This is a genomic window from Rhizobium sp. L43 (assembly GCF_002531725.1).
Classification (GTDB): Bacteria; Pseudomonadota; Alphaproteobacteria; order Rhizobiales; family Rhizobiaceae; genus Rhizobium.
On sequence record NZ_NWSQ01000019.1, the window covers coordinates 132887 to 157134 of the forward strand.

Genomic DNA, 24248 nt, shown 5'->3' on the forward strand with positions numbered 1-24248 from the left:
AAAGCGTGGAGAAGGCACGTTCAACTTTTTCACAGATTGCGCCGGTCCCGAAGCGGGCGGCGCTCTGGCTGGCCTTCCTGGCGCCGTTCTTCTATCTGAGCTATGGCGGCGCCAATTGGCTGGCATCGCTACACGCCCATGTGCCGAACGTCGCCTTCGCATGGGAAAGCGCCATTCCGTTCCTCGGATGGACGATCATTCCATATTGGTCGATCAATCTGTTCTATGCACTCTGCCTGTTCATCAACACGACGCCGCGCGATGTGGATCGGCTGGCGAGACGGTATCTGACGATCCAGATCGTTGCCGTCGCCTGCTTTGTCGCGTTTCCGCTCGAGGCGACCTTCGTGCGGCCGGCAACGAGCGGCCTGCCCGGTTTCATGTTCGCCGTTCTCGGCGGCTTCGATAAGCCGTTCAACCAGGCGCCGTCGCTGCATATCGCGCTGCTGGTGGTGATCTGGGATCATCTGCGCGGCCGGTTGCCGCGCAAGGCACGGCTTGTCTGGCACTTGTGGTGTTTCCTGATCGCTGCCTCCGTGCTGACCACGTGGCAGCATCAGGTCATCGACATACCCACAGGCATGCTGCTCGGTCTGTTCGCCGCCTGGCTTTTCCCGCGCGATGCCGGTTCGCCGCTGGCGAATTTTACGATGAGCGACGATCCAAAGTCGCGCCGTCTCGGCTTCTATTATCTGTGCGGCGCCGTCGCATTTCTCGGCCTTGCAGCGCTCTGTACGCCTCTCTCGCCAGCAGCGCTTCTGTTGCTCTGGCCGGCTGTTGCGCTGGCGATCGTCGCGCTCGGATATTTCGGCGCCGGCCCGCAAATATTCCAGAAACGCGTCGATGGCCGGGCCACGCTTGCCAGCCGCTGGCTGCTCGCGCCCTACCGGCTCGGCGCCCTCATCAACATTCGGTTCTGGACCTGGAGAATGCCGGCATCGGTGGTGATCGCCGACGGCGTCCATCTCGGTCGTTTTCCGCGTCGCCACGAGGCCGACCGTTTTGCCACGGTGATCGATATGGCCGGCGAACTTCAGCGCCCGGGCGGGACGCGCGCGCGCTGGTGCAGCTTTCCCACCCTTGATCTGACAGCCCTCGACAAGATCCAGACGCTTGCCGCGGCGAACCTCATCGAGACCGCGCGCCAGCAGGGACCGGTCCTCGTCTGCTGTGCGCTCGGTTTCCAGCGGAGCGCCTGCGTCATCATGCGTTGGCTGCTCATCACCAGACGTTGCGAAGATCCAGCCGAAGCCGTGCGGCGGATCGAACGGGCAGGGCGGCGTGTTCATCTGCCCGCGGAAAGTATCCATGCCGTGACGGAGGGCTTGCAATGACGCAGTGGAATGCCACGGCCTCGTCGGCTGCGCGAAATCTCGGCCGCAATTCGATCTGCTGCGGCCTGGCAGCGCTGCTGCCACTGATTGCCAGCCCGATCGCCGGGGGATATCGCGGCTTCGCGCCATTGCTGGGTTGGCTCGTGATGCTGGTTTTCTGCGTGCTGGTCCTCGCGCTGGCGGTCCATCTCCTCTTCGATGCGCTGCTGTTTCGCCTCGCGTCGAGCCACGAGACAGAGACCGCCGGCCTTGCCGCCGTCGACGACCTGTTGTCCCGGATGCAGCTTCGCAAGCCTGCCGGGACGCCGCCCGGCCTGGAGAGGCGGATTGCCGGGTCGCGCCGCATCGTCTGGCGGCAGCGTTTTGCCCTCGCCATCTGCCTGGTGATTTTCGCGATCCTTCTGTTGAATGCGAGCGACGGCCTGCCGCTATGCTGAATCGCATGCGGTCGATGTAAGGGCTCGCCGGTGCGTGTCTGGCAGGTTATTGCCGCCCGTCGATGATCGAAGAATTCACATCGTTGATGTCGCGCTTGCCGCAGAGCGCCATGGTGATGTCCATCTCCTTGCGGATGATGCCGAGCGCCAGCGACACGCCTTGCTTGCCCATGGCGCCGAGGCCGTAGAGGAAGGGACGGCCGATATAGGTGCCCTTGGCGCCGAGCGCTACGGCCTTCAGCACGTCCTGGCCGGAGCGGATGCCGCCGTCGAGATGGACCTCGATGTTGTCGCCGACGGCATCGACGATCTTCGGCAGCATGCTGATCGAGGAGGGGGCGCCATCAAGCTGGCGGCCGCCATGATTGGAGACGATGATTGCATCGGCGCCGGTATCGACGGCGGCCTTGGCATCTTCCGGATCGAGTATGCCCTTGATGATCAGCGGGCCGCCCCATTGCTCCTTGATCCAGGCCACGTCAGACCAGGAGAGCCGCGGGTCGAATTGCTCGTGCGCGAAGGTGGAGACGGAGGCGACATTGGTGACATTTTTCGCATGGCCGACGATGTTGCCGTAGTATCGGCGCTTCGTCTGCAGCATGTCGAGGCACCAGAACGGCCGCATCGCCATCTGCCAGATATGTTTCGCGGTTAATTTCGGCGGCGCCGAGAGGCCGTTGCGCAGGTCCTTGTGGCGCTGGCCGAGGATCTGCAGGTCGGCCGTCAGCACCAGCGCCGAGCATTTCGCGGCCTTGGCGCGACGGATGAGGTCGAGGACGAAATCCTTGTCCCTCATCACGTAGAGCTGGAACCAGAACGGCCGCGTCGTCACCGAGGCGACGTCCTCGATCGAGCAGATGCTCATCGTCGACAGCGTGAAGGGAACGCCGAATTCTTCCGCGGCGCGCGCCGCCAGCATCTCGCCGTCGGCATGCTGCATACCGGTCATGCCGGTCGGCGCGAGCGCCACCGGCATCGACACTGTCTGGCCGATCATCGTCGTTTCCAGCGTGCGGTTGCTCATGTCGACCAGCACGCGCTGGCGCAGCTTGATCCGGCTGAAATCGCTTTCGTTCGCCGCATAGGTCGACTCCGTCCAGGAGCCGGAATCCGCATAGTCGAAAAACATCTTCGGAACGCGGCGCCGTGCGAGCATCTTCAGGTCGGCGATGGTGAGCGGAGTGGCCATGAATGGAACCTTCACATCTGAACGCGTCTATCGGCGTAACATGGAAATCGGAAGGGCGTTATGGGAAACTAGCCGCGTCAGACAGCTTTCACAGTCCCTCTTTGGGGTCGCCGATATCGTCAAAGCCCTGCTTTCAAGGCAATACCGGCCACGTAGGTCTCGGCGATCGCCCGGTCGTCGCCCATCGTCTGCAACAGGAAGAGTTCCTCGGGCAGTGTCTTCACCACTTCCATCTTCAGCGCCATGGCCGGGGTCGCGGCCGCATCGAGAACGACGAGGTCGGCTTCGGTGCCGGGTTCCAGCGTGCCGATCCGGTCGGCCAGCGACAGCGCCTCGGCATTGCCGCGGGTCATCAGGTAATAGCTTTCCAGCGGGTTCAGCCGTTCGCCCAGCAATTGCTGGATCTTGTAGGCCTCGTCCATGGTTCTGAGCATCGAATAGCTGGAGCCGCCGCCGATATCTGTGGCGACACCGATGCAGACCGGCTTTTGACGCCGCGCCAGCGCCTTCAATGGAAACAGGCCGGAGCCGAGGAAGAGGTTCGAGGTCGGGCAGTGGACGGCGACGGAGCCCGTCTCGCTCATGACATCGGCTTCACGCTCGGACAGGTGGATGGCGTGGCCGAAGAGGCTTTTCGGCCCGAGCAGACCGTAGCGGGCGTAGATGTCGGTATAGTCGATCGCGTCGGGATAGAGCTCGCAGGTGAATTTGATCTCGTCGTGGTTTTCCGAAAGATGCGTCTGAATGTGCAGGTCGGGAAATTCGCGGGCAAGGGCTGCCGTCGCTTCCATCTGCGCCGGCGTCGAGGTGATGGCGAAGCGCGGGGTGATGGCGACGTGGTTGCGGCCCTTGCCGTGCCAGTCCGCGATCACCTGGCGGGTCTCGTCGTAACCCATCTCCGGCGTGTCGAGCAGGCCCTGCGGGGCGTTGCGGTCCATCATCACCTTGCCGCCGACCATGCGCATGTTGCGCTTCATCGCTTCGGCGAAGAAGGCATCGGCCGAGGTCTTGTGCACGGAGCAATAGGCGACCGCCGTCGTCGTGCCGTGGCGGATCAGTTCGTCGTAAAAATGCGTGGCGATCCTTTCAGCATGGGCGCTTTCGACGAAACGGCATTCCTCCGGAAAGGTATAGGTATTCAGCCATTCGAGCAGGTTGGCGGCATAGGAGGCGATCACCTGCATCTGCGGAAAATGCAGGTGCATGTCGATGAAGCCGGGCATGATCAGATGCGGGCGATGGTCGATCTCGGCCACATCAGCGGCTGCCTTTGCCTTGACTTCGGTATAAGCGCCTGCGGCCGCGATCAGCCCATTCTCGATCAGCAGGCCGCCATCCTCCTCGTAGAGATAGCTCTGGCTGTCGGTCAGGCTCAGCGGCGCGCGGTGGAAGGACAGCAGGCGGCCGCGCAGGAGTGTCGTCGTCATTGTTTCTTGCCTTCGACTGCGCTCTCGAACCAGGCGACGAGCAGCTTGCGCTCATCCGGCGTGATATCGGTGATGTTGCCGGGCGGCATGGCATGGCTGCGGCCCGCCTGTATATAGATTTCGCGGGCATGGGTGGCAATTTCCGCGTCGTTCTCAAGCATAACGCCCTTCGGCGCCCGCACGATGCCTTCATAGACGGGCTCGGCCGCATGGCACATGGAACAGCGCGTCGAGACCAGCTGTTTGACGGCAGGGAAATGCGGATCGCCGGCGAATTGCTGGAAGGCGGGGGCGACCGCTGCCGCATCCGTTTCGCCGGTCAGCAGTTTCGGCACGGTCGACAGCCACATGATCAGGATGAAGAGGATGACGGTGACGATCCAGGTCCAGGTCGGCCGTCCTTTTCTGGCATGCGTGGTGTTGAACCAGTGGCGGATGGTGACGCCCATCAGGAAGACCAGGGCGGCGATCACCCAGTTGAAGGTCGTGCCGAAGGCCAGCGGATAATGGTTCGACAGCATGAAGAAAATGACGGGCAGCGTCAGGTAGTTGTTGTGCAGCGAACGCTGCTTGGCGACCTGCCCGTATTTGGGATCGGGAACCCGCCCGGCGATGAGATCGGCAACGACGATCTTCTGGTTCGGGATGATGATCATGAAGACGTTGGCCGACATGATCGTCGCGGTGAAGGCGCCGAGATGCAGGAAGGCGGCGCGGCCGGTGAAAAGCTGCGTATAACCCCAGGCCATGAAGACGAGCACGACATAGAGCACCGCCATCAGCCCCCAGGTGTTGCGCCCAAGCGGGGATTTGCAGAGCAGATCGTAGACGATCCAGCCGAAAACGAGCGATGCCAGCGAGATGAGGATCGCCACCGGCGGGCTGATATCGAGCACATGCCGGTCGATGAGGAAGAGGTCGGCGCCGCCGTAATAGACGATGCAGAGCATCAGAAAGCCTGAGATCCAGGTGAAATAGCTCTCGTATTTGAACCAGGTCAGGTGCTCCGGCATTTGCGCGGGCGCCACCAGATATTTCTGGATATGATAGAAGCCGCCGCCATGGACCTGCCATTCCTCGCCATAGGCGCCGGGCGGCAGATGCGGGCGTTTGACCAGTCCGAGATCGAGCGCGATGAAATAGAAGGACGATCCGATCCAGGCGATCGCGGTGACGACATGGAACCAGCGCGCCGCGAAGGCGAGCCATTCCCATGCTATGGCATATTCATACATCGAGTTCCCCTATCTTCCTCCGACTCGTGACATTGCGGAAATTTTGGCGGGGAGGGAAGAGGAGATTGAAAGACTGCACATGCGCAATGATTTCCGCAACGGTGGCGAGGCCGAAGGAGCAATGGAATGATTACCGCGCTCTATAGCGATCAGCTCATCGCCGAAAACGCGCCGATGGACCGGCGGCTTGCCGCGCTCATTCTGTCGCGCGGGAACCGCATCGGCTATATCGCTTCTGGCCCGGAGCCGCAGCGGGAGTTTTTCAACGAGAAACAGCAGTATTATCTCCGCTACGGGCTTTCCCTCGATCTCTTCTTCGATCTCGACGCGCTTTCCGGTGACGAGGAGATCGGCCGGCTGCTTTCCTGTAACGCCATTCATCTCACCGGCGGCCACACCGGCGATTTTCTGAGACGGCTGCGCCGAAGCGGCATGCTGGAGAAGCTGCGCACATGGGCGCGCAATGACGGTATTCTCGTCGGAACCAGTGCCGGGGCGATCTTGATGACGCCGACGATCGCCGCAGACGCGCTCTTTTCCGGCGGTTCGCCCGATGCGGTTCGGGATGGCGCGGCTCTCGATCTGGTGCCCTTCGAGTTCTTTCCGCATCTGAACGACGATCCCGGCTATCTCACCGCGCTGCTGCGCTACAGCGAGACGACGGCAAATTCCATTCTCGCGTGCCGGGACGGCGAGGGTCTCATCCTCGGCAACGGGCTCGTCGAAATCTTTGGCGCTCCGCTGATGATTTCCGCCGGTTTTGCCGAAGCTGCCGATCGCGGCCGGATCGCCGATCTGCTGCGCCGTGCCTAAAAGCTGCCGAGAAGACTGTGCATTATCCCCGCCTTATACTCGGCCTGCTAATATAGCGGACCTTGAAACGACGACGACTCGATTACAGTTATGTTTGAGGCCGCCGGAATAAATAAGAAACGTTAGATCATCGGCGGCGCATTCATCAACGGAGAAGATGCCCATGCGCAGCATTCTGACGTGTGTGATGATTGCGTATGCGTCGCTGGCGACGGCTCACGACGCACCCTCGGGGTGGAGTTATGACCCCTATTGTTGCAACGGCGACAGTCATAATGGCGATTGCCAAATGATCCCTTCGAAAAGCGTGGCGGTGACGCCGGGCGGATATCGTGTAACCTTGCTGCCGGGCGACCACCGGCTGGTCACGCATGCTCACGTCTTCCTGCTGCCGATGACGAAGGCGATGCAATCCGGCGACAACGACTATCATCTCTGCCTGTTCCCAAACGAAGATACGCCGCGCTGTTTCTATGCGCCGGAAATGGGATATTGAAGTTCGGCCACAGCATCGGACCCGGCTCTTGAGCCGGGTCCGGTCATGACGGGAAGCATTTCCGTCTTTCTTCGAATCACGAAAATGCTCTCTCTTTGTTTTCCGCGCAATTCCCGGCAAAAGCGTTTCACGCTTTGCCTGGCAAAACCGCTTCACCCCTTTCCAGGAATTGCTCTAGTTTCCAGCGATCTTCATCTCGTCGAGGATCCAGTTGCGGAAGGCCTTGATCTTCGGCACGTTGCGGCGATTTTCCGGATAGACGAGCCAGTAGGCCTTGCCGTCGCTGCGCGTCAGTTCGAAGGGCTGATAGAGCCGGCCAAGGGCGATCTCGGCCGCATAGAAGGCTGGATGGAGGATGGCGACGCCATGGCCGGCGATGGCCGCATCGGCTTCCACAGCCTGAGAGCCGAGCTGGTTGCGCGGGCGGCGATCGAGATCCGTCTCGGTGACGCCGGCTGCCTCGAACCATTGTTTCCACCAGATGTCGCCGGCGTCGAAGAGATCGAAGTTCAGGAGATCGCGCGGCTCCTTGATGCCGCCTGCGGATTCCGCCAGCTTCGGGCTCAGCATCGGGGTGAACTCCAGGCCCATCAGCCGGTGCAGCACCAGCCCCGGCCAGTTGCCGTCGCCCCAGCGGATGCCGACATCGATCTGCTCGCGGGTAAAATCGATGATGTCGGAGCTCGCCTGAAAGCGCACCGCGATCGCCGGATGCTTCAAGTGGAAAGAGCCGAGGCGCGGCGCCAGCCATTTCGAGGCGAAGGTATGGGTCGAACTGATGGCGAGCGTGCCTTCGACGCTGTCGCGCGCCGTCGCCATCGCGTCGTGCAGCATGGCAAAGGCTTCGGTCACCTTCGGCGCCAGCCGCTCGCCGGTCTCCGTCAGCGCGATCTGGCGGGGACGGCGCAGGAAGAGCGGCTCGCCGACATTCTCCTCCAGCAGCTTGATCTGGTAGCTGACGGCCGTCTGCGTCATGCCGAGTTCATCGCCCGCCTTGGTGAAACTTCCGAGCCGTGCAGCGGCCTCGAAGACGCGCAGCGCATTCAGCGGGAATTGTTTGGAGAGTTTCATGGATAAGTTCTCTTGATGCAGGCAGACGGTCGTTCGATTGGAATTGCAGCATTTTTACCGTCAAACTGCAACTCATACCATCAAACCATCGAGGTGATGTCATGGATTGCTATGTTGTCGAACAGAGCCCGCCGCAGCCGACCATCGGAATTTTCCGGCGCATCGGCGGCCGGCTGGCGCGGAGCTGGCGCATGCCCAGCCTCGATCTCGACACGGTGCCGGATCGCGTCAAGCGCGATCTCGGTTTCCTCGACGGGCGCGATCCCTATTACGAGGACGAGCGCATGCGGTAGGCAGCGAGCGCCGTCAGGATCTCGGCGGCAGTCATGGCGGCGATCACCTCAGGGCGCTTGTCCCTGACTTCAGAGCCGCCGATCGGCAGCGTCAGCCGCTCCAACCAGCCGCGCTCTCCGCTACCCTCGCGGGAAAGCCAGCTTGCGAAAGTGGCGCGTTTGGTCGCCGAGCCGATCATGCCGGTATAGGCGAGGTCGGTCCGCTCCAGCGCCTCGCGGGCAATGAGGAAGTCCAGCGCATGGTCGTGTGTCAGGATGATCACCGCGCCGCCGGCCGCAATATCCTTCACCAGTGCTTCCGGCATCGGCACGAGCCGCGTCTTGGTTTCATCCGGCAGATTGGCGAGTTCTTCCTGCCGCGTCTCGACGACCGTCACCGACAGCGGCAGCGGCGCCAAGGCCGCGGCCAGCGCCCGGCCGACATGACCGGCGCCGAAGAGATAGACCTGCGGCAGACACTCGATCTCACTGGTTCGCCTGGCTTCGATTTCTTCGGCGACCGCCTGTGTCATCCGGCGAAACCGCAATTGCGTGCGCCCGCCGCAGCACTGGCCGATGTCGGGGCCGAGTGGGATATCCATCTCCGCCATTCCGCCGGTTCCCGCCAGCATCTCCCGCGCATTGCCGATCGCCATGAACTCGAACTGGCCGCCGCCGATCGTGCCCCATAAGGCGGTTGGCGATACCAGCATGAAGGTGCCGGCCTCACGCGGGGTGGAGCCTTGCGTGCCGGTGATGTCGATGAGGATGCTGTCCGGGTGGGCGGCGATGAAGCTGGAGAGGTCGGTCATGGCTGGAGGGCCGATGGGTTCGCCGCCGAGGCCAACAAACGAGCCGGACGCGTTTCCATCTGCTACACCCGCTTCATCCGCTCGACCGCCATCAGCACCCGTTCCGGCGTCGCCGGCGCGTCCAGCCTCGGGCAGACCTTGTAGTCGGCGACACTTGCCACCGCCATCGACAGGGCCTCCAGCACTGAGATCGCCAGCATGAAGGGTGGTTCGCCGACGGCCTTGGAGCGGCCGATGGTGGCCTCGGTGTTCTCCGACCACTCGGCGAGGCGCACGTTGAAGATTTTCGGGCGGTCGGAGGCGAGCGGAATCTTGTAGGTCGAGGGCGCATGGGTGCGCAGCCGGCCCTTGGCATCCCACCAGAGCTCTTCGGTCGTCAGCCAGCCCATGCCCTGCACGAAGGCGCCCTCGACCTGGCCGAGGTCGATCGCCGGGTTCAGCGAGCGGCCGACATCGTGGAGGATGTCGGTGCGGTCGATCAGATATTGGCCGGTCAGCGTGTCGATCGACACTTCGGTGCAGGCGGCGCCGTAGGCGAAATAGTAGAAGGGCGTGCCGCGGCCGGCCTTGCGGTCCCAGTGGATCTTCGGCGTCTTGTAGAAGCCGGCGGCGGAAAGCTGGACGCGGGCGAAATAGGCCTGCTTGATGAAATCGGGGAAGGGGATCTCGATTTCGCCGACACGCACCCGGTTCGGCAGGAAGACGACGTCGGCGGGGCCAACGTCCCATTTTTCGGCGGCGAAGGCCACCAGCCGTTCCTTGATCTGGCGGGCGGCGTCGAAGGCTGCCATGCCGTTCAGGTCGGAACCGGAGGAAGCGGCGGTGGCCGAGGTGTTCGGCACCTTGGCCGTCGTCGTCGCGGTGATCTTCACCCGGTCGATATCGACCTGGAAGCTGTCGGCCAGCACCTGCGCCACCTTGGTGTAGAGGCCCTGGCCCATTTCGGTGCCGCCATGGTTCAGGTGGATCGAGCCGTCCTGGTAGATGTGGACGAGGGCGCCGGCCTGGTTGAAGGCGGTCATCGTGAAGGAGATGCCGAATTTGACCGGCGTCAGCGCGATGCCCTTTCTGATATAGCGGCTGTCGCGGTTGAAGGCGATGATGGCGTTGCGCCGCGCCCGGTATTCGGCGGTTTCCTCGAGCTCCTCGACGACACGGGCGATGATATTGTCCTCGACCTCTTGGTGGTAAGGCGTGAGCGTGCGCCCGGAGCCCGGCTGGCCGTAGAAATTCAGCTTGCGGATATCGAGCGGATCCTTGCCGAGGGCATAGGCGATCTCCTCGATGAATCGCTCGGCGCCGAGCATGCCCTGCGGGCCGCCGAAACCGCGGAAGGCGGTGTTGGAAACGGTGTGGGTTTTCAGTGGCTTTGAGACCAGGTGCACATGCGGGTAGAAATAGCTGGAATCGGCATGGAAGAGGGCTCTGTCGGTTACTGGTCCCGACAGGTCGGAGGAGAAGCCGCAGCGCGCCGCATAGGTAGCGTCGACCGCGTGGATGCGGCCATCGGCATCGAAGCCCACCTCGTAATCGACGAGGAAATCGTGGCGCTTGCCGGTGGCGCTCATGTCCTCGTCGCGGTCCGGGCGGAATTTGATGGCGCGGCCGAGCTTCTTGGCGGCGATGGCGGCGAGGGCTGCGAACTGGTTGCCCTGCGTCTCCTTGCCGCCGAAGCCGCCGCCCATGCGGCGGACATTGACGGTCACGGCATTGGAAGGGATATCGAGCACGTGGCCGACGATATGCTGGATCTCGCTCGGATGCTGCGTCGAGGACCAGACGGTCACCTCGTCGTCCTCGCCGGGGATCGCCACGGCGATATGACCTTCGAGGTAGAAATGCTCCTGGCCGCCGATGCGCATCTGACCTTTCAGACGCATGGCGGCATTCGCCATTTCCGTTTCCGGCTCGCCGCGCCTGAGCGTCATCGGGGTGATGACCAGCGGGCCGCCGTTTGCCAGCGCCCCGTCGATATCGCTCCAGTGCGGCAGATCCCGATAGTCGATCTTTGCCAGCCGCGCGGCGCGGCGGGCGGCGTCGCGTGTTTCGGCGATGACGGTAAAGACCGGCTGGCCGTGGAACTGAACCAAAGTTTCGGCGAGCAGCGGCTCGTCGTGGCTGCCGTTGGAGCTGACGTCGTTGACGCCGGGTACGTCCTTGCCGGTGAAGACCCAGACGACGCCGGGATAGGCGGCAACCTCGGACAGGTCGATGCTGAGGATCTCGGCGTGCGCCCGGTCGGAAAGGCCGAGGGCGCCGTGCAGGAGACCGGCGGGTTCGGGGATGTCGTCGATGTAGTCGGCGGTTCCGGTGACGTGTTTGTGTGCGGAGTCATGCCGCTGCGAGCCGTGCATCGGGCCCACGATGATGGCCTTGCGGTCTTCGAAGGTGGACTTGTCCATTAGCGGTATCCTCTATGGCCGGCACCGTGTTGACGGCGGCCCCTCATCCGGCTGCCGCCACCTTCTCCCCGCTTGCGGGGAGAAGGGACATGCCGCGCCGTCTCCGTTCCTCGCCACCTCTCGCAGGGCACGTCCCCTCTCCCCGCAAGCGGGGAAAGGGTTAGGGTGAGGGGCAAAACAGTGGCTGCGGGGCCTCGGCTAACGAAACAAACCATCACGCCACCTCCTCGAACCGCTTCAGCTCCGCCGGCGCGCCCACCGTTTCCAGATAGAACCGCGTCAACAGGTTCTTCGCCGTCAGTTGCCGGTATTCGGCCGTGGCGCGCCAGTCGGTGAGTGGCTGGTAGTCGGCGTCGAAGGCGGGGCGGGCCGCCTCGATGGTCGCTTCCGTCCAGGGTTTGCCGATCAGTTCGGCCTCCACCGCGCGGGCGCGTTTCGGGGTCGCCGCCATGCCGCCGAAGGCGATGCGGATGTCGGTGATCACCTCAGTGTCGTCGAGCGTCAGCAGGAAGGCGCCCAGCACGGCGGTGATGTCCTCGTCGCGGCGCTTGGTGATCTTGTAGGCGGCAAAGCGGTTGGTTGCCTTGGGGTAGGGCACAAAGACGCTTTCGACGAATTCTCCGGGCTTCCGGTCCTGTTGGCCATAGGCGATGAAGAAATCCTCGAGCGGCATTCTGCGCCGGCCTTCGAGCGATCGCAGCGTCAGCGTCGCACCGAGCGCGATCAGCGGCGGCGGGCTGTCGCCGATCGGCGAGCCGTTGGCGATGTTGCCGCCGACCGTGCCCATGTTGCGCACCTGTTCGCCGCCGATGCGATCGATCAGCCGCCCAAGCGCCGGGATTTTCCTGGAGATCACCTCGAAGGCCCTGGTGTAGCTGACGCCGGCGCCGATGGTGACGCCGTCCTCGCTTTCCCCAACCGACTGCAGTTCGCTCAAGTGATTGATGAAAACAACAGGGCTCAGCCTGCGCATCTGCTTCGTCACCCAGAGGCCGACATCGGTCGCGCCGGCGACGACAATCGCGTCGGGCTCCTGCGAGAGGATCTCGGCCAGCGCCTGGAGCGAAGCCGGCACGACCAGCCGGTCTTCGCCGCTCGCAATCCTGATCGTGCCGCTCGCCTGCATGGCCCAGAGCCGCGCGATGATTTCCGAGCGCGTTCGCTCCAGCGGGTCGAAGAGCGCGCTCGGCCGCATCTGGCTCACCTGCTCGGCCGCCTTGACGATCGGCTCGTAGCCGGTGCAGCGACAGAGATTGCCTTGCAAGGCCTTTTCGATCTGCCGCCGGCTCGGCTTCTCGGTCGTCAGCCACAGGCCATAGAGCGACATGACGAAGCCCGGGGTGCAGAAGCCGCATTGCGAGCCGTGACAATCGACCAATGCCTGCTGCACCGGATGCAGCGCGCCGTCGCGGCCGGCCAGATGCTCGACCGTCACCACATGGGTGGCATGCAGCGAGCCCATGAAACGGATGCAGGCATTGACGGATTCGTAGGTGAGCTTGCCGTCGGCGAGCCTGCCGACGAGCACGGTGCAGGCGCCGCAATCGCCTTCCGCGCATCCTTCCTTGGTGCCCGTCAGCCGCTGCTTCAACCGCAGAAAATCGAGAAGCGTCTCGGTCGGCCCGACATCGGTGAGCGTGATGTCTTCGCCATTCAGGATGAAGCGGATGCTGTCGTTCATGATATTCCCGGTTGTTTTTTCCAAATGGTTAAGCCGCCGTCCAGCCACCGTCAATCGAGATGTGGGTTCCGGTCACCTGGCGGGCGGCGTCGCTGGCGAGGTAGAGCGACAATGCGCCGATCTCCTCCGCCTTGACGAATTCACGGGTCGGCTGGGCCTTGAGGATGACCTCGCTCTTCACCTGTTCCTCGGTCATCCCACGCGCCTTGGCGGTATCCGGAATCTGCTTCTCAACCAGTGGCGTCAGCACATAGCCGGGGCAGATGGCATTCACCGTCACGCCGAACTCGGCAAGCTCAAGGGCTGCCGTCTTCGTCAGGCCCAATATACCATGTTTTGCCGCGACATAGGCGGATTTGAAGGGGGAGGCGACGAGCCCGTGGGCCGAGGCGATGTTGATGATCCGGCCGTGTTTCCTGGCCTTCATCAGCGGGATCGCGGCGCGCATCGTATGAAAGGAGCTCGACAGATTGATCGCGATGATCTGATCCCATTTTTCGATCGGGAAATCCTCGATCTTCTCGACATGCTGGATGCCGGCATTGTTGACCAGGACGTCGACGGTGCCGAAGCTCTTCGCCGCCGTTTCGATCAGGTCGGCGATCTCGGCAGGCTTGGTCATGTCGGCCGGATGGTAGATCGCCCGGCCCTTCGACAATGATTCAAGCCGCGCGACGATCGTCTTGATTTCATCGGTATTTCCGAAACCGTTGATGACGACGTTGTCGCCGGTTTCGGCGAAGGCGGTGGCGATCGCAAGGCCGATGCCGCTGGTGGAGCCGGTGACGACGACTGTTCTGCTCATGCTGTTTTCTCCCGAGATCGCGATGCTGCGTTGCAACGTTATGGCGAGGTTATGCCCAAAGCCGGCAGGCTGGCAATTCCGCTTTATTCGCTTTTCTCGTTCGCCTGCGTGTCCTATTGATTTGTCACGATAATCGACATGCTTGGGAGAGGGATTCATGAGTGGATATATTCTGGCGATCGATCAGGGAACGACGTCGACGCGGGCGATCGTTTTCGATGGCGACATGCATGTCGTCGGCAAGGGCCAGAAGGAATTCACCCAGATCTATCCACGCTCGGGCTGGGTCGAACACGATCCCCAGGAGATCTGGGATTCGGTCGTCTCCACCGTCCACATGGCGTTGCGCGAGGCGGGAATCGAGGCCAAGGATATTGCCGCACTCGGCATTACCAACCAGCGCGAGACTGTCGTCGTCTGGGAGCGCGAGACGGGTCGGCCGATCCAGAACGCCATTGTCTGGCAGGACCGGCGAACGGCCAGCTATTGCGATAATCTGAAACGGCAGGATCTCGAGCGGCTGTTCACCAAGAAGACCGGCCTGATCCTCGATCCCTATTTTTCCGGCACGAAACTCTCCTGGATGCTCGCCAATGTGAAGGGTGCCAGGGCGCGTGCTGCCAAAGGCGATCTGTGCTTCGGCACGATCGACACCTTCCTGATCTGGCGGCTGACCGGCGGCAAGAGTTTCGTCACCGATGCCACCAATGCCTCACGCACGCTGATGTACAATATCGCCGAGAACGCCTGGGACGAGGATCTGCTCGACATTCTCAGGGTCCCGGCTGCTATATTGCCTGAGGTCAAGGACTGCGCCGCCGATTTCGGCACGGTCGATCCCGATATCTTCGGCGCCGCGATCCCGATCCTCGGCGTTGCCGGCGACCAACAGGCGGCGACCATCGGCCAGGCGTGTTTTCAGCCAGGCATGCTGAAATCGACCTACGGCACCGGCTGCTTCGCGCTGCTGAACACCGGCGCCGATATGGTGCGTTCGAAAAACCGGCTGCTGACCACCATCGCCTATCGCCTGAACGGTGAGACGACCTATGCGCTTGAAGGGTCGATCTTCATCGCCGGTGCGGCGGTGCAATGGCTGCGAGACGGGCTCGGCATCATCGGCAGCGCCGCCGAGACCAACGCACTGGCCGAAAAGGCAGATCCGACGCAGGAGGTCTATCTCGTGCCCGCCTTCACCGGCCTCGGCGCACCGCATTGGGATGCCAAGGCGCGCGGCGCGATCTTCGGTCTGACGCGCAACAGCGGCCCGGCGGAGCTTTCCAGGGCGGCGCTTGAAGCCGTCTGCTACCAGACCCGCGACCTGCTCGATGCCATGCAGAAGGACTGGAAGAACGGTGGCGACGACACGGTGCTGCGCGTCGACGGCGGCATGGTCGCCTCCGACTGGACGATGCAGCGCCTTGCCGACCTGCTCGACGCCCCGGTCGACCGTCCGGTCATTCTCGAAACGACGGCGCTGGGGGCTGCCTGGCTCGCCGGCAGCCGGGCAGGGGTTTGGCCGGACAGGGACGGTTTTTCGGCGACGTGGAAACGGGATCGGCGGTTCGAGCCCGATATGGACGAAAAGCTGCGGGCGACAAAACTCAAGGGTTGGAAGAATGCCGTCAAGCGGACGCTGAGCGAGGGGTGAAGGGGCGGTCACTGCCCCGATACAGCCTCGCTTGTTCCTGGGAGATGCCCAGCTTTTCTCCAGCTATGGTCGCCCGTGTCGCCGAAGATCACGAATTTCCGATCAGTAATTTTTTGATGCACGCTGTCGGTCGAGGCGGTACTCCTTCGTCATTCGGAAAGAGGAGTGACCGATGCTTTACGCAATCCTTTGTTACGCCCATGAGGAAACTGTCTTCGCCTGGAGCAAGGAGGAAGAGGCTGCCGTCATGGAGAAGCTTTATGCCGTGCAGGAGCCGCTTGCCAAAGCCGGCAAGCTCGGCCCCGTCGGTCGGCTGATGCCGACGACGGCTGCGACCACCGTGCGCAAGGGTAAAGACGAGGCCCTCGTCATCGACGGTCCCTTCGCGGAAACGAAGGAGGCGCTTCTCGGCTTCTACGTGGTTGATTTCGACACGCTGGATGAGGCGGTCGCCTTTTCCAAGCAGCTTTCATCCGTCAATCCAGGTTCCACCTCTTACGAAATTCGGCCTTTCTACGTCTTCAGGCCGGGAGATGCTTCGACATGACCGACATTGCCTGGATCGACCTCGCGCTTGCCTCTGCCCGTCCGAAGGCGCTCGGCGCGCTGCTGCGCTATTTCCGCAATCTCGATACCGCGGAAGAGGCGTTCCAGGAGGCATGCCTGAGGGCGATCCGGACATGGCCGGAAAAGGGGCCGCCGCGTGATCCCACAGCCTGGCTCATCTTCGTCGGGCGCAACAGCGGCATCGATGCCGTGCGCAAGCGGTCGAAGCTCCAAGCCCTGCCGGATGAGGACACTATCTCCGATACCGAGGACGCCGAAAGCGATATCGCTGAGCGGCTGGACGATTCCCACTATCGCGACGATATCCTGCGGCTTCTTTTCATCTGCTGCCATCCCGATCTGCCGGCGACCCAGCAGATCGCGCTGGCGCTGCGCATCGTTTCCGGCCTTTCGGTGCCGCAGATCGCGCGTGCTTTCCTGGTCTCCGAAAGCGCCATGGAGCAGCGCATCACCCGGGCCAAAGCGCGTGTGGCGAAGGCCGGCGTGCCTTTCGAAACGCCGAGCCCCGAGGAGAGGGCCGAACGCTTGTCGATCGTCAGCACGATGATCTATCTGATCTTCAACGAGGGCTACAGCCAGGCCGATCCCAAGCATGAGGCCGCCGCCTTCAGCGACGAGGCGATCCGGCTGGCTCGACTGATGCTGCATATCTTCCCGTCGGAACCGGAGCTGATGGGGCTGCTTGCGCTCATGCTCCTGCAGATCTCGCGCCGGCCGGCGCGCTTCAGCGCCGAAGACGAGATCGTGCTGCTCGAAGATCAGGACCGTTCGCTCTGGAACCAGCCCTTCATCAACGAGGCCCTGGCGCTGCTCGACAAGGCGCTGCGCCATCGTCTGCCCGGTCCCTATCAGTTGCAGGCAGCCATTGCCGCCGTTCATTCCCGGGCAAAACGTGCCGGGGATACCGACTGGGTGGAGATCGACCTGCTCTATCGCGCGCTGGAGCGTCTCCAGCCGTCGCCTGTCATAACGCTCAACCGGGCCGTCGTCGTCTCCAAGCTCCAAGGTGCGCAGGATGCGCTCGACCTCATCGATCCGCTCGGCGAGAAACTCGACGGCTACTTCTACTATCACGGGCTGCGGGGCGGTCTGCTGAAACAGCTTGGCTTGACCAGCCAGGCCCGCGAAGCCTTCGACCGCGCCATTGCACTCGCTCACTCGGCGGCCGAGGCCGCCCATATCCGCCGACAAATCGACAAGCTGCAGGAAGAGGCCGCACAGCCGGTCGCAAAATAATTCAGTTTGCTGTCGGAACGGTGAACTTCGACACGTCCTTGTAACAACCTGACAGCAAACAGGTTTATTCAAATGGAGAGATGTTGAAATGACCGCCAGCACGCAACATGAACTCGTCCTCGTTCGCGAATTCGACGCGCCGCGTGAGAAGATCTACAAGGCATGGACCGATCCCACCCTGCTGAAACAGTGGTTCGTGCCGCGTCCCTGGGGCGTGGCGGAAGCCACGCTCGATGTCCGCCCCGGCGGCTCCAGCGTCGTCGTCATGCTGGATCCCGAGGGTAATCAGTATCCGAACCGCGGCGTCTATCTCGAGGTCATCGAGAACGAGAAGATCGTCTTCACCGACGCCTATAGCAGCGCCTGGGTGCCGTCGGAAAAACCCTTCTTCACCGGCGTCATCCTGCTCGAAGACCTCGGCAGCGGTCGCACGAAGTATACGGCCAAGGCGCTGCACTGGCGCGCCGAGGACAAGGAAACGCACGAGAAGATGGGCTTTCACGAAGGATGGGGCAAGGCGGCCGACCAACTGGCGGAGCTGCTGGCGAGGATGTAAGCGGCGCAGTGAGACCGCGCCGTTCCGACGCTTCAAGTGCGGGTTGAGGCGGTTCGGAAGATGATTCCGCCAAGGCTTCGAAGTGGTTGAATTCAGATTCGAATTGGTGGTTCTTTGGGTGCGTTCCACGGCATCTTGTGTCATGCTTCTGGGATGAAGGGGTACGTCTACATCCTAGCATCTACGCGCAACGGCACGCTCTATACCGGTGTGACACGGGACCTTGCCGGGCGCCTATACGAGCATCAGAATGAACTGACGCCAGGCTTCACGTCGAAGTATGGCGTCAAGACGCTGGTGTGGTTCGAGGAGCATGACCTGCTGACCACTGCAATTACGCGGGAGAAGACGATCAAGAAATGGCCGCGGCAGTGGAAGCTCAATCTGATCGAGCGGGAGAATCCGGAGTGGGAGGATATTTCGTTTCATCTTCTCGGTCTGTGACGAGTCTTTCGTCGCGCGGACGCGCGACTGCTGGATTCCTGTGACGAGCACAGGAATGAGGGAGCAAGTGGTGGGAACCGTGCACCAAAACCCCTCATCATTTGGGGCAGCATAAACATACGAAAACAATTGCCGCTGGGCACTGCCGATACCCAGAACTCCCTCATTCCTGTGCTCGTCACAGGAATCCAGCAGCGCCGTGTCCACGGCGCAAAGACTCTTTGCCGCGCCTCGCCGATAAAGCCGGACAGCAATAAACTCACTCACCGAGCACGCCACGTCGCCCATCGAAATTCTCGAACATTCCGTTCCACAATTTGTATTTGCGCTCCATCCCCGCCATCCTTATCTCCGGGCGGAATTCAACAGGATGCCGATGATGGAACTGGGGCTTTACACATTTGCCGACGTCAATCCGAACCCCTCTCGCAGCAAGGGAGCGGAAGGGGCCGAGCGGCTGAAGCATCTCATTGAAGAGATCGAGCTTGCCGATCAGGTGGGGCTCGATGTCTTCGGGCTCGGCGAGCATCATCGGCCGGATTATGCGGCATCCGCGCCTGCAGTCATATTGGCCGCGGCCGCGGTCAAAACGAAGAACATCCGGCTGACCAGTGCGGTCACCGTGCTCTCCTCCGACGATCCCGTGCGCGTCTTCCAGCAGTTTTCGACGCTCGATCTGCTTTCCAACGGCCGGGCCGAAATCATGGCGGGGCGTGGTTCGTTCATCGAGTCCTTCCCGCTGTTCGGCTACAATCTCGAGGATTACGACCAGCTTTTCGAGGAAAAGCTCGATCTGCTGCTGGCGTTGCGCGACAGCGAGGTCGTGGAGTGGAAGGGCGAGCTTCGCGCGCCGATCAACGGGCGCGGCGTCTATCCCAGGCCGCTGCAGGATCTGCTGCCGCTCTGGATTGCCGTCGGCGGCACGCCGCAGTCGGTGGCACGCGCCGGCGCGCTCGGGCTGCCGGTGGCGCTGGCGATCATCGGCGGTGAGCCGCGCCGTTTCGCGCCGCTCTTCGATCTTTATCGCGAGGCCGCGCACCGGGCAGGGCAGGATCAGGCGAAGCTGAAAACCAGCATCAACGTTCACGGTTTCATCGCCGATACGACGGCTGCTGCTGCCGACCAGTTCTACGGGCCGCAGGCCGAGGTGATGAACCGCATCGGCCGCGAGCGCGGCTGGGGTCCGACGAGCCGGGCGCAGTTCGACATGTCACGCGGGCCGAACGGTGCGCTCTTCGTCGGCGATCCCGAGACGGTCGCCGAAAAAATCATCGCCCAGCAGGCGCTTTTCAAAAACGATCGCTTCCTGCTGCAGATGGCGATCGGGCCGATGCCGCATGATCAGATCATGCGCGGCATCGAACTGTACGGGACGAAAGTCGCGCCGATCGTCAGAAAGGCATTGACTGAAAAGAGCGAAGGGGCGAAAGCCTCAGCTTGAGGTGGCCACGGCCGCCCTGCGCACGGCCGGGACAGACGAATGGTTATCGCAAACGACGACGAACTGGTAAAGCTCAAGGAGATCGGCCGCATCTGCGCCAACGCGATCCAGGTGATGGCGGCAGCGATGGAGCCCGGCATGACGACGCTGGAGCTCGACGGGATCGGCCGCAAGGTGCTGGAGGATTCGGGCGCGCGCTCGGCGCCGGAGTTCTGCTACCAGTTTCCGGGCGCGACCTGCATCAGCATCAACGAGGAAATTGCCCACGGCATTCCCGGCCTGCGCGTCATCCGCGCCGGCGATCTCATCAATATCGACGTCTCGGCGGAGAAGGACGGTTTCTTCGCCGATACCGGCGCCTCCTTCGCAATGCCGCCGGTCAAGCCGAAGATCGATCGGCTCTGCCGCGACGGCAAGCGGGCGCTCTGGGTCGGGCTCAACCAGGTGAAATCCGGCGAGCCGCTGGCCAAGATCGGCACCGCCGTCGGCGCATTCGCGCAGAAAAACCGCTATACGCTGGTCGCCAATCTGGCGAGCCACGGGGTCGGCCGCTCGCTGCACGAGGAGCCGGCCGAGCTCTCGACCTGGCCGGACCCTTCGGAAAAGCGTGTCATGACGGACGGTCTCGTCTTCACCGTCGAGCCGTTCCTGTCGCTCGGCGCGACCTGGGCCGAAGGCGGCGACGATGCCTGGACACTCTATGCCGATCCGAAGGCGCCGACCGTGCAATATGAACACACGGTGGTGGCGACGCGCAACGGGCCGGTGATTCTGACCTTGCCGGATGCGCGGGGGTAAAGGCTTGCGTCGGTGTTTTCCGACGGGAGTGCCCGCCTCGTCCTTCGAGGCCCCTTCGGGGCGCCTCAGGATGAGGCTCTCTTGAGCTTTGGCGCCGCCTTCCTCTTCACCCCCGCGGTTCCGGCCTGCCGCCCTGCAGGATCTCCGTAGCCGCGCGTTCCAATATGCCGGCGATGCGGGCGGCTTCGGGTTTCGACCAGGGATAGCGCATGCGCAGGGCCGAGCGCAGCAGCATGCGGGCGGCGCGGATATCGCCGCCGTCCTGCATGAAATCGCCGTCATCGCCCTCGTCGGCGCCGTGACGGTCGGTTTCGAAGACACGCTTCACATGGGCCATCTTCTCGCCGATGCGTTCCAGCTTGGCAAAAGTATGCAGGATCATGGCGCGGTTTTCCTCGACGCGGCTGCGGCCGGCCTCGGTGATGCGGTAGAGCTTCTTGGCGCCCTCGGCCTCCACCTCGGCAAGGCCGGTTTCCTCGAGATAGGTGAGGGCGGGATAGATGACGCCGGGGCTCGGCACATAGAAACCGCCAGAGCGCTCCTCCAATATCTTTATCAATTCGTAGCCGTGACGCGGCTGCTCAGCGAGCAGGGCCAGGATGACGAGCTGCAGGTCGCCCGCCGCGAATTTGCGGCCCATGCGGAATTCTCCGCCGAACATGCCGCCTTTAAAACCTCTCATGGCTTTGCCTTTCATCGTTAGACGTATCGTTAGCTATGTCGTAAAACATATATCGTAAGATATTTGCTTTCAAGCCCGCCCCAGAATTTTTGATGTTTCCGGAAATTGATCGATCGATCAGAATTACTTGATTGTGGTGCCGGTGTTGCGGCGCGATAAGCGCTGCATGCTCGTGCGCACCCCTCGCTCCCCGCCCAACCTCGTTTCCACCGCCGCCGCCGGCGCCATTGCGATGGCGGCGGCCATGGGTTTCGGGCGCTTCTCCTACACGCCGATCCTGCCGGGCATGATCAGTGGGGTGCCGCTTTCGGCTGCGGATGCAGGCTTTATCGCCTCGGCGAATTTCGTCGGTTATCTCGTCGGCGCCGTGCTTGCCGCCTATGGCTGGGCGGCAGGGCGCGAGCGGCTGGTGGCGCTGCTGGCGCTGTTTGCCACGGCAATTCTGCTCGCAGCCATGGCCGCCACCGATTCCGTCGCGATCTTTGCAATCATCCGCTTCCTGGCCGGCCTCGCCAGCGCCTTTGCGATGGTCTTCACCTCGTCGATCGTGCTCAGCCACGGGGCGGCTGCCGGCAATGACCATGTGCAGGCGGCGCATTTCGGCGGGCCGGGGGCGGGCATTGCGCTGTCCTCGGTCATGGTGTTTCTGATCGGCCTCGGCTTTCACGACGGGCCGGGTGGTTGGCGAGCCGACTGGATCGGCGGCGCAATCTATTGTGCGGCAAGCCTCGTCGTCGTCTTCCTGCTGCTGCCATCGGCTCCGGCGCAATCGGCGCAGGCGGGCAAGGAGCCGGCGCTGGTCTGGAGCCGGCCGATGGTGCTGCTGACGCTGTCCTACGGCCTGTTCGGCTTCGGCTACGTCATTACCGCGACCTTCCTCGTCACCATCGCACGCCTTTCTGCAACCGGGCCCTTCGTCGAATTCCTCTGCTGGTTCATTGCCGGCCTGACGGCGGCGGTGGCGCTGTTTGCCTGGAAGCCGTTGGTCAGACCGCTCGGGCTCGGCGGCGTCTATGTCGCGGCGCTTCTGGTCGAAGCCGCCGGCGTGCTGGCGACCGTGGCGCTGGCGCCTTCTGTCGCACCGCTGATCGGCGGGGCGCTGTTCGGGGCGACCTTTCTGGCGATCACCGCTTACGGCCTGCAGATCGGCCGCAAGCTTTCCCCGGAGAGCCCGCGGCGGATTCTCGCCATGATGACCGCCGCCTTCGGCGTCGGCCAGATCGTCGGGCCTGTTGTTGCCGGCTGGATCGCCGAGCGCTCGGGCAGTTTCACCGTCCCGACGATCATCGCCGCAGCCGCACTCGTCGCCTGTGCTGCAATGGTGATGCCGGTTATCAGGAAAATCGCTTAACCGGTTACATCTGCGTAACAATCGGCCGAGCCCATTGCTGCTTCCTTCGAACTGCCTTAGTTTCCGGCAAAATCAGTGTTCCACGACACTCCCGAGACTCACAGTTCAGGAAAGCAAAGCTCCCCGTGTTTCTATCTTTTTTCCCAAAGCCCAAGGCTTTCTTCATATCGGCTATGATCTGGTGTCTGGCCGCGGTCCTTCTGTGGTACTTTGGTGGCGAGCAGGCTGGCGCTGTGTTTGGTTTGCCGCCACTGGCGCAAGGGCAGGAAGCGCCGGTTGGCGTGTCTGTCTTCTGGTCTGCGCCATTCTTGTGGTTTTATATCTATTACGTCATCGTCGTTGCGCTGTTTACGGCGTTCTGGTTTTGGTACAGTCCGCATCCTTGGCAGTACTGGTCCATTCTTGGTACTGCACTAATCATTTTCAATACCTATTTTTCGGTACAGGTCAGCGTGGCGGTAAACGCTTGGTATGGTCCCTTCTATGATCTGGTGCAGAAGGCGCTGCAGACTGTCGGTTCCGTTCCAGCGTCCGAGTTCTACGGAAGCATGCTGGTTTTCGCCGGTATCGCATTCGTGGCAATCACAGTCGGCGTTTTTAACCTGTTCTTCGTAAGCCATTGGGTATTTCGTTGGCGCACGGCGATGAACGATTATTATATGGCACATTGGCCCAAACTGCGGCATGTGGAAGGTGCATCTCAGCGCGTGCAGGATGACACGATGCGCTTCTCATCGACCATTGAAAGCTTGGGCGTCAGCCTTGTCAGCTCGGTCATGACACTGATCGCATTTCTGCCCGTGCTTTTTCGGTTGGGCGCAAACATCACTGAATTGCCGTTGATCGGCAATGTGCCACATGCGCTTGTTTGGGCTGCGATCTTTTGGTCGCTGTTCGGAACGATCTTCCTGGCGATTGTCGGCGTTAAGCTTCCAGGATTGCAATTCCTGAATCAGCGCGTGGAGGCTAGGTATCGTAAGGAGTTGGTGTATGGCGAAGACTATGCGGATCGCGCAACGCCGCCGACCGTGGCGGAACTGTTCGCCAATGTCCGGCGGAACTATTTCCGCATATATTTTCACTACGCGTATTTCAACGTTGCGCGCATCTTCTATTCTCAGGCCGACAATATATTCAGTTTCGTTGTGCTAGTTCCCTCGATCGTCGCCGGTAAGTTGACGCTGGGATTGATGACGCAGATCACCAATGTCTTCGATCAGGTTCGTGGATCATTTCAGTATCTTGTCGGCTCATGGACGACGATCATCGAGCTGATTTCCATTTACAAGCGTCTTCGGGCCTTCGAAGCCGCAATTGATAACGAGCCGTTGCCTGAGATCGAGCAGCGCTACTTGGCGCGCGAGGCGGGTGTCGTGCACGCCGATGGCTGATGGGTCAGGTTTGGCCGGATGGGACAGATGGCTTCAATGCCTGGTGTGCCCTATGGCCCCCTCATCCGGCTGCCGCCACTTTCTCCCCTCGGGGCTATCAGATTCACACATCATCGAAAGCTGAGAGGAGGAGGGATACGCCGCGCTTAGCGGCCTG

23 protein-coding genes are annotated in these 24248 nt (G+C 62.2%); 14 read left to right on the forward strand and 9 right to left on the reverse strand.

Features of this window, described 5'->3' with window-relative positions:
- The first annotated feature begins 5 nt into the window (after nucleotides 1-5).
- A complete protein-coding gene (locus CO667_RS24070) occupies nucleotides 6-1334 on the forward strand; it encodes a phosphatase PAP2/dual specificity phosphatase family protein (RefSeq protein ID WP_097620805.1) in 1329 nt (442 codons plus the stop codon).
- Nucleotides 1331-1771, forward strand: a complete 441-nt coding sequence (locus CO667_RS24075) for a hypothetical protein (protein WP_097620806.1) — start codon at nucleotides 1331-1333, stop codon at nucleotides 1769-1771. Before CO667_RS24070 ends, CO667_RS24075 begins: the two co-directional genes overlap by 4 nt.
- A 46-nt stretch (nucleotides 1772-1817) precedes the next feature.
- Here the strand turns inward: CO667_RS24075 and CO667_RS24080 are convergent, their stop codons facing one another.
- The 3 genes from CO667_RS24080 to CO667_RS24090 form a co-directional block, all read right to left on the reverse strand.
- On the reverse strand, nucleotides 1818-2960 hold the full coding sequence (locus tag CO667_RS24080; RefSeq protein ID WP_097620807.1) for an alpha-hydroxy acid oxidase: 1143 nt from the start codon (nucleotides 2958-2960) through the stop codon (nucleotides 1818-1820).
- A gap of 119 nt (nucleotides 2961-3079) precedes the next feature.
- Nucleotides 3080-4387 (reverse strand): guanine deaminase, encoded by a 1308-nt coding sequence (gene guaD / locus CO667_RS24085; protein WP_097620808.1) that lies wholly within the window; start codon nucleotides 4385-4387, stop codon nucleotides 3080-3082.
- Nucleotides 4384-5622: a urate hydroxylase PuuD gene (locus CO667_RS24090; RefSeq protein ID WP_097620809.1), complete on the reverse strand. Its 1239-nt coding sequence runs from the start codon at nucleotides 5620-5622 to the stop codon at nucleotides 4384-4386. Before CO667_RS24090 ends, guaD begins: the two co-directional genes overlap by 4 nt.
- A gap of 126 nt (nucleotides 5623-5748) precedes the next feature.
- Here CO667_RS24090 and CO667_RS24095 point away from each other — a divergent pair, with 126 nt between their 5' ends.
- Together CO667_RS24095 and CO667_RS24100 are read left to right on the forward strand one after the other, a co-directional pair.
- Nucleotides 5749-6435, forward strand: coding sequence for a Type 1 glutamine amidotransferase-like domain-containing protein (locus tag CO667_RS24095; protein ID WP_097620810.1), 687 nt, complete (start codon nucleotides 5749-5751; stop codon nucleotides 6433-6435).
- 163 nt (nucleotides 6436-6598) lie between these two features.
- On the forward strand, nucleotides 6599-6931 hold the full coding sequence (locus tag CO667_RS24100; protein ID WP_003565666.1) for a hypothetical protein: 333 nt from the start codon (nucleotides 6599-6601) through the stop codon (nucleotides 6929-6931).
- Nucleotides 6932-7105: 174 nt separating this feature from the next.
- Here CO667_RS24100 and CO667_RS24105 read toward each other — a convergent pair whose 3' ends face one another.
- Complete coding sequence (locus tag CO667_RS24105; RefSeq protein ID WP_097620811.1) at nucleotides 7106-8002, reverse strand: LysR substrate-binding domain-containing protein; 897 nt, start codon at nucleotides 8000-8002, stop codon at nucleotides 7106-7108.
- A gap of 101 nt (nucleotides 8003-8103) precedes the next feature.
- Between CO667_RS24105 and CO667_RS24110 the strand changes: the two genes are divergently transcribed.
- Nucleotides 8104-8295: a hypothetical protein gene (locus CO667_RS24110; protein WP_097620812.1), complete on the forward strand. Its 192-nt coding sequence runs from the start codon at nucleotides 8104-8106 to the stop codon at nucleotides 8293-8295.
- Here the strand turns inward: CO667_RS24110 and xdhC are convergent.
- The 4 genes from xdhC to CO667_RS24130 all read right to left on the reverse strand — a co-directional run bounded on the left by xdhC (nucleotide 8271) and on the right by CO667_RS24130 (nucleotide 13974).
- Nucleotides 8271-9086 carry a xanthine dehydrogenase accessory protein XdhC gene (xdhC, locus tag CO667_RS24115; protein WP_097620813.1) on the reverse strand — a complete coding sequence of 272 codons (816 nt, stop codon included), beginning with the start codon at nucleotides 9084-9086 and terminating at the stop codon, nucleotides 8271-8273. The genes CO667_RS24110 and xdhC overlap by 25 nt on opposite strands.
- Before the next feature lie 62 nt (nucleotides 9087-9148).
- Complete coding sequence (gene xdhB, locus CO667_RS24120; protein WP_097620814.1) at nucleotides 9149-11488, reverse strand: xanthine dehydrogenase molybdopterin binding subunit; 2340 nt, start codon at nucleotides 11486-11488, stop codon at nucleotides 9149-9151.
- A gap of 214 nt (nucleotides 11489-11702) precedes the next feature.
- Nucleotides 11703-13169 carry a xanthine dehydrogenase small subunit gene (gene xdhA / locus CO667_RS24125; RefSeq protein WP_097620815.1) on the reverse strand — a complete coding sequence of 489 codons (1467 nt, stop codon included), beginning with the start codon at nucleotides 13167-13169 and terminating at the stop codon, nucleotides 11703-11705.
- Between the two features lie 28 nt (nucleotides 13170-13197).
- Nucleotides 13198-13974: a 3-hydroxybutyrate dehydrogenase gene (locus CO667_RS24130; protein ID WP_097620816.1), complete on the reverse strand. Its 777-nt coding sequence runs from the start codon at nucleotides 13972-13974 to the stop codon at nucleotides 13198-13200.
- Between the two features lie 157 nt (nucleotides 13975-14131).
- On the opposite strand from CO667_RS24130, the gene glpK reads away from it, so the two are divergent.
- The 7 genes from glpK (at nucleotide 14132) to map (ending at nucleotide 20667) form a co-directional block, all read left to right on the forward strand.
- Complete coding sequence (glpK, locus tag CO667_RS24135; RefSeq protein WP_097620817.1) at nucleotides 14132-15625, forward strand: glycerol kinase GlpK; 1494 nt, start codon at nucleotides 14132-14134, stop codon at nucleotides 15623-15625.
- Between the two features lie 172 nt (nucleotides 15626-15797).
- The gene (locus tag CO667_RS24140) at nucleotides 15798-16172 is read left to right on the forward strand and encodes a YciI family protein (RefSeq protein WP_097620818.1); all 375 of its coding nucleotides are present in this window, start codon (nucleotides 15798-15800) and stop codon (nucleotides 16170-16172) included.
- Nucleotides 16169-17428 carry an RNA polymerase sigma factor gene (locus tag CO667_RS24145; RefSeq protein ID WP_097620819.1) on the forward strand — a complete coding sequence of 420 codons (1260 nt, stop codon included), beginning with the start codon at nucleotides 16169-16171 and terminating at the stop codon, nucleotides 17426-17428. The genes CO667_RS24140 and CO667_RS24145 overlap by 4 nt, the downstream gene beginning before the upstream one ends.
- 88 nt (nucleotides 17429-17516) lie before the next feature.
- The gene (locus tag CO667_RS24150; RefSeq protein WP_097620820.1) at nucleotides 17517-17984 is read left to right on the forward strand and encodes an SRPBCC family protein; all 468 of its coding nucleotides are present in this window, start codon (nucleotides 17517-17519) and stop codon (nucleotides 17982-17984) included.
- Between the two features lie 153 nt (nucleotides 17985-18137).
- A complete protein-coding gene (locus CO667_RS24155) occupies nucleotides 18138-18428 on the forward strand; it encodes a GIY-YIG nuclease family protein (protein ID WP_097620821.1) in 291 nt (96 codons plus the stop codon).
- Between the two features lie 379 nt (nucleotides 18429-18807).
- Nucleotides 18808-19869 carry an LLM class flavin-dependent oxidoreductase gene (locus CO667_RS24160; protein ID WP_097620830.1) on the forward strand — a complete coding sequence of 354 codons (1062 nt, stop codon included), beginning with the start codon at nucleotides 18808-18810 and terminating at the stop codon, nucleotides 19867-19869.
- A 39-nt stretch (nucleotides 19870-19908) separates the two neighbouring features.
- The gene (gene map, locus CO667_RS24165; RefSeq protein WP_097620822.1) at nucleotides 19909-20667 is read left to right on the forward strand and encodes a type I methionyl aminopeptidase; all 759 of its coding nucleotides are present in this window, start codon (nucleotides 19909-19911) and stop codon (nucleotides 20665-20667) included.
- Nucleotides 20668-20773: 106 nt separating this feature from the next.
- Here map and CO667_RS24170 read toward each other — a convergent pair whose 3' ends face one another.
- A complete protein-coding gene (locus CO667_RS24170) occupies nucleotides 20774-21349 on the reverse strand; it encodes a PadR family transcriptional regulator (RefSeq protein ID WP_097620823.1) in 576 nt (191 codons plus the stop codon).
- Nucleotides 21350-21515: 166 nt separating this feature from the next.
- Here CO667_RS24170 and CO667_RS24175 point away from each other — a divergent pair, with 166 nt between their 5' ends.
- Nucleotides 21516-22700 carry a YbfB/YjiJ family MFS transporter gene (locus tag CO667_RS24175; RefSeq protein WP_097620831.1) on the forward strand — a complete coding sequence of 395 codons (1185 nt, stop codon included), beginning with the start codon at nucleotides 21516-21518 and terminating at the stop codon, nucleotides 22698-22700.
- Between the two features lie 125 nt (nucleotides 22701-22825).
- Complete coding sequence (gene sbmA, locus CO667_RS24180; protein WP_097620824.1) at nucleotides 22826-24091, forward strand: peptide antibiotic transporter SbmA; 1266 nt, start codon at nucleotides 22826-22828, stop codon at nucleotides 24089-24091.
- Nucleotides 24092-24248: the final 157 nt, after the last annotated feature.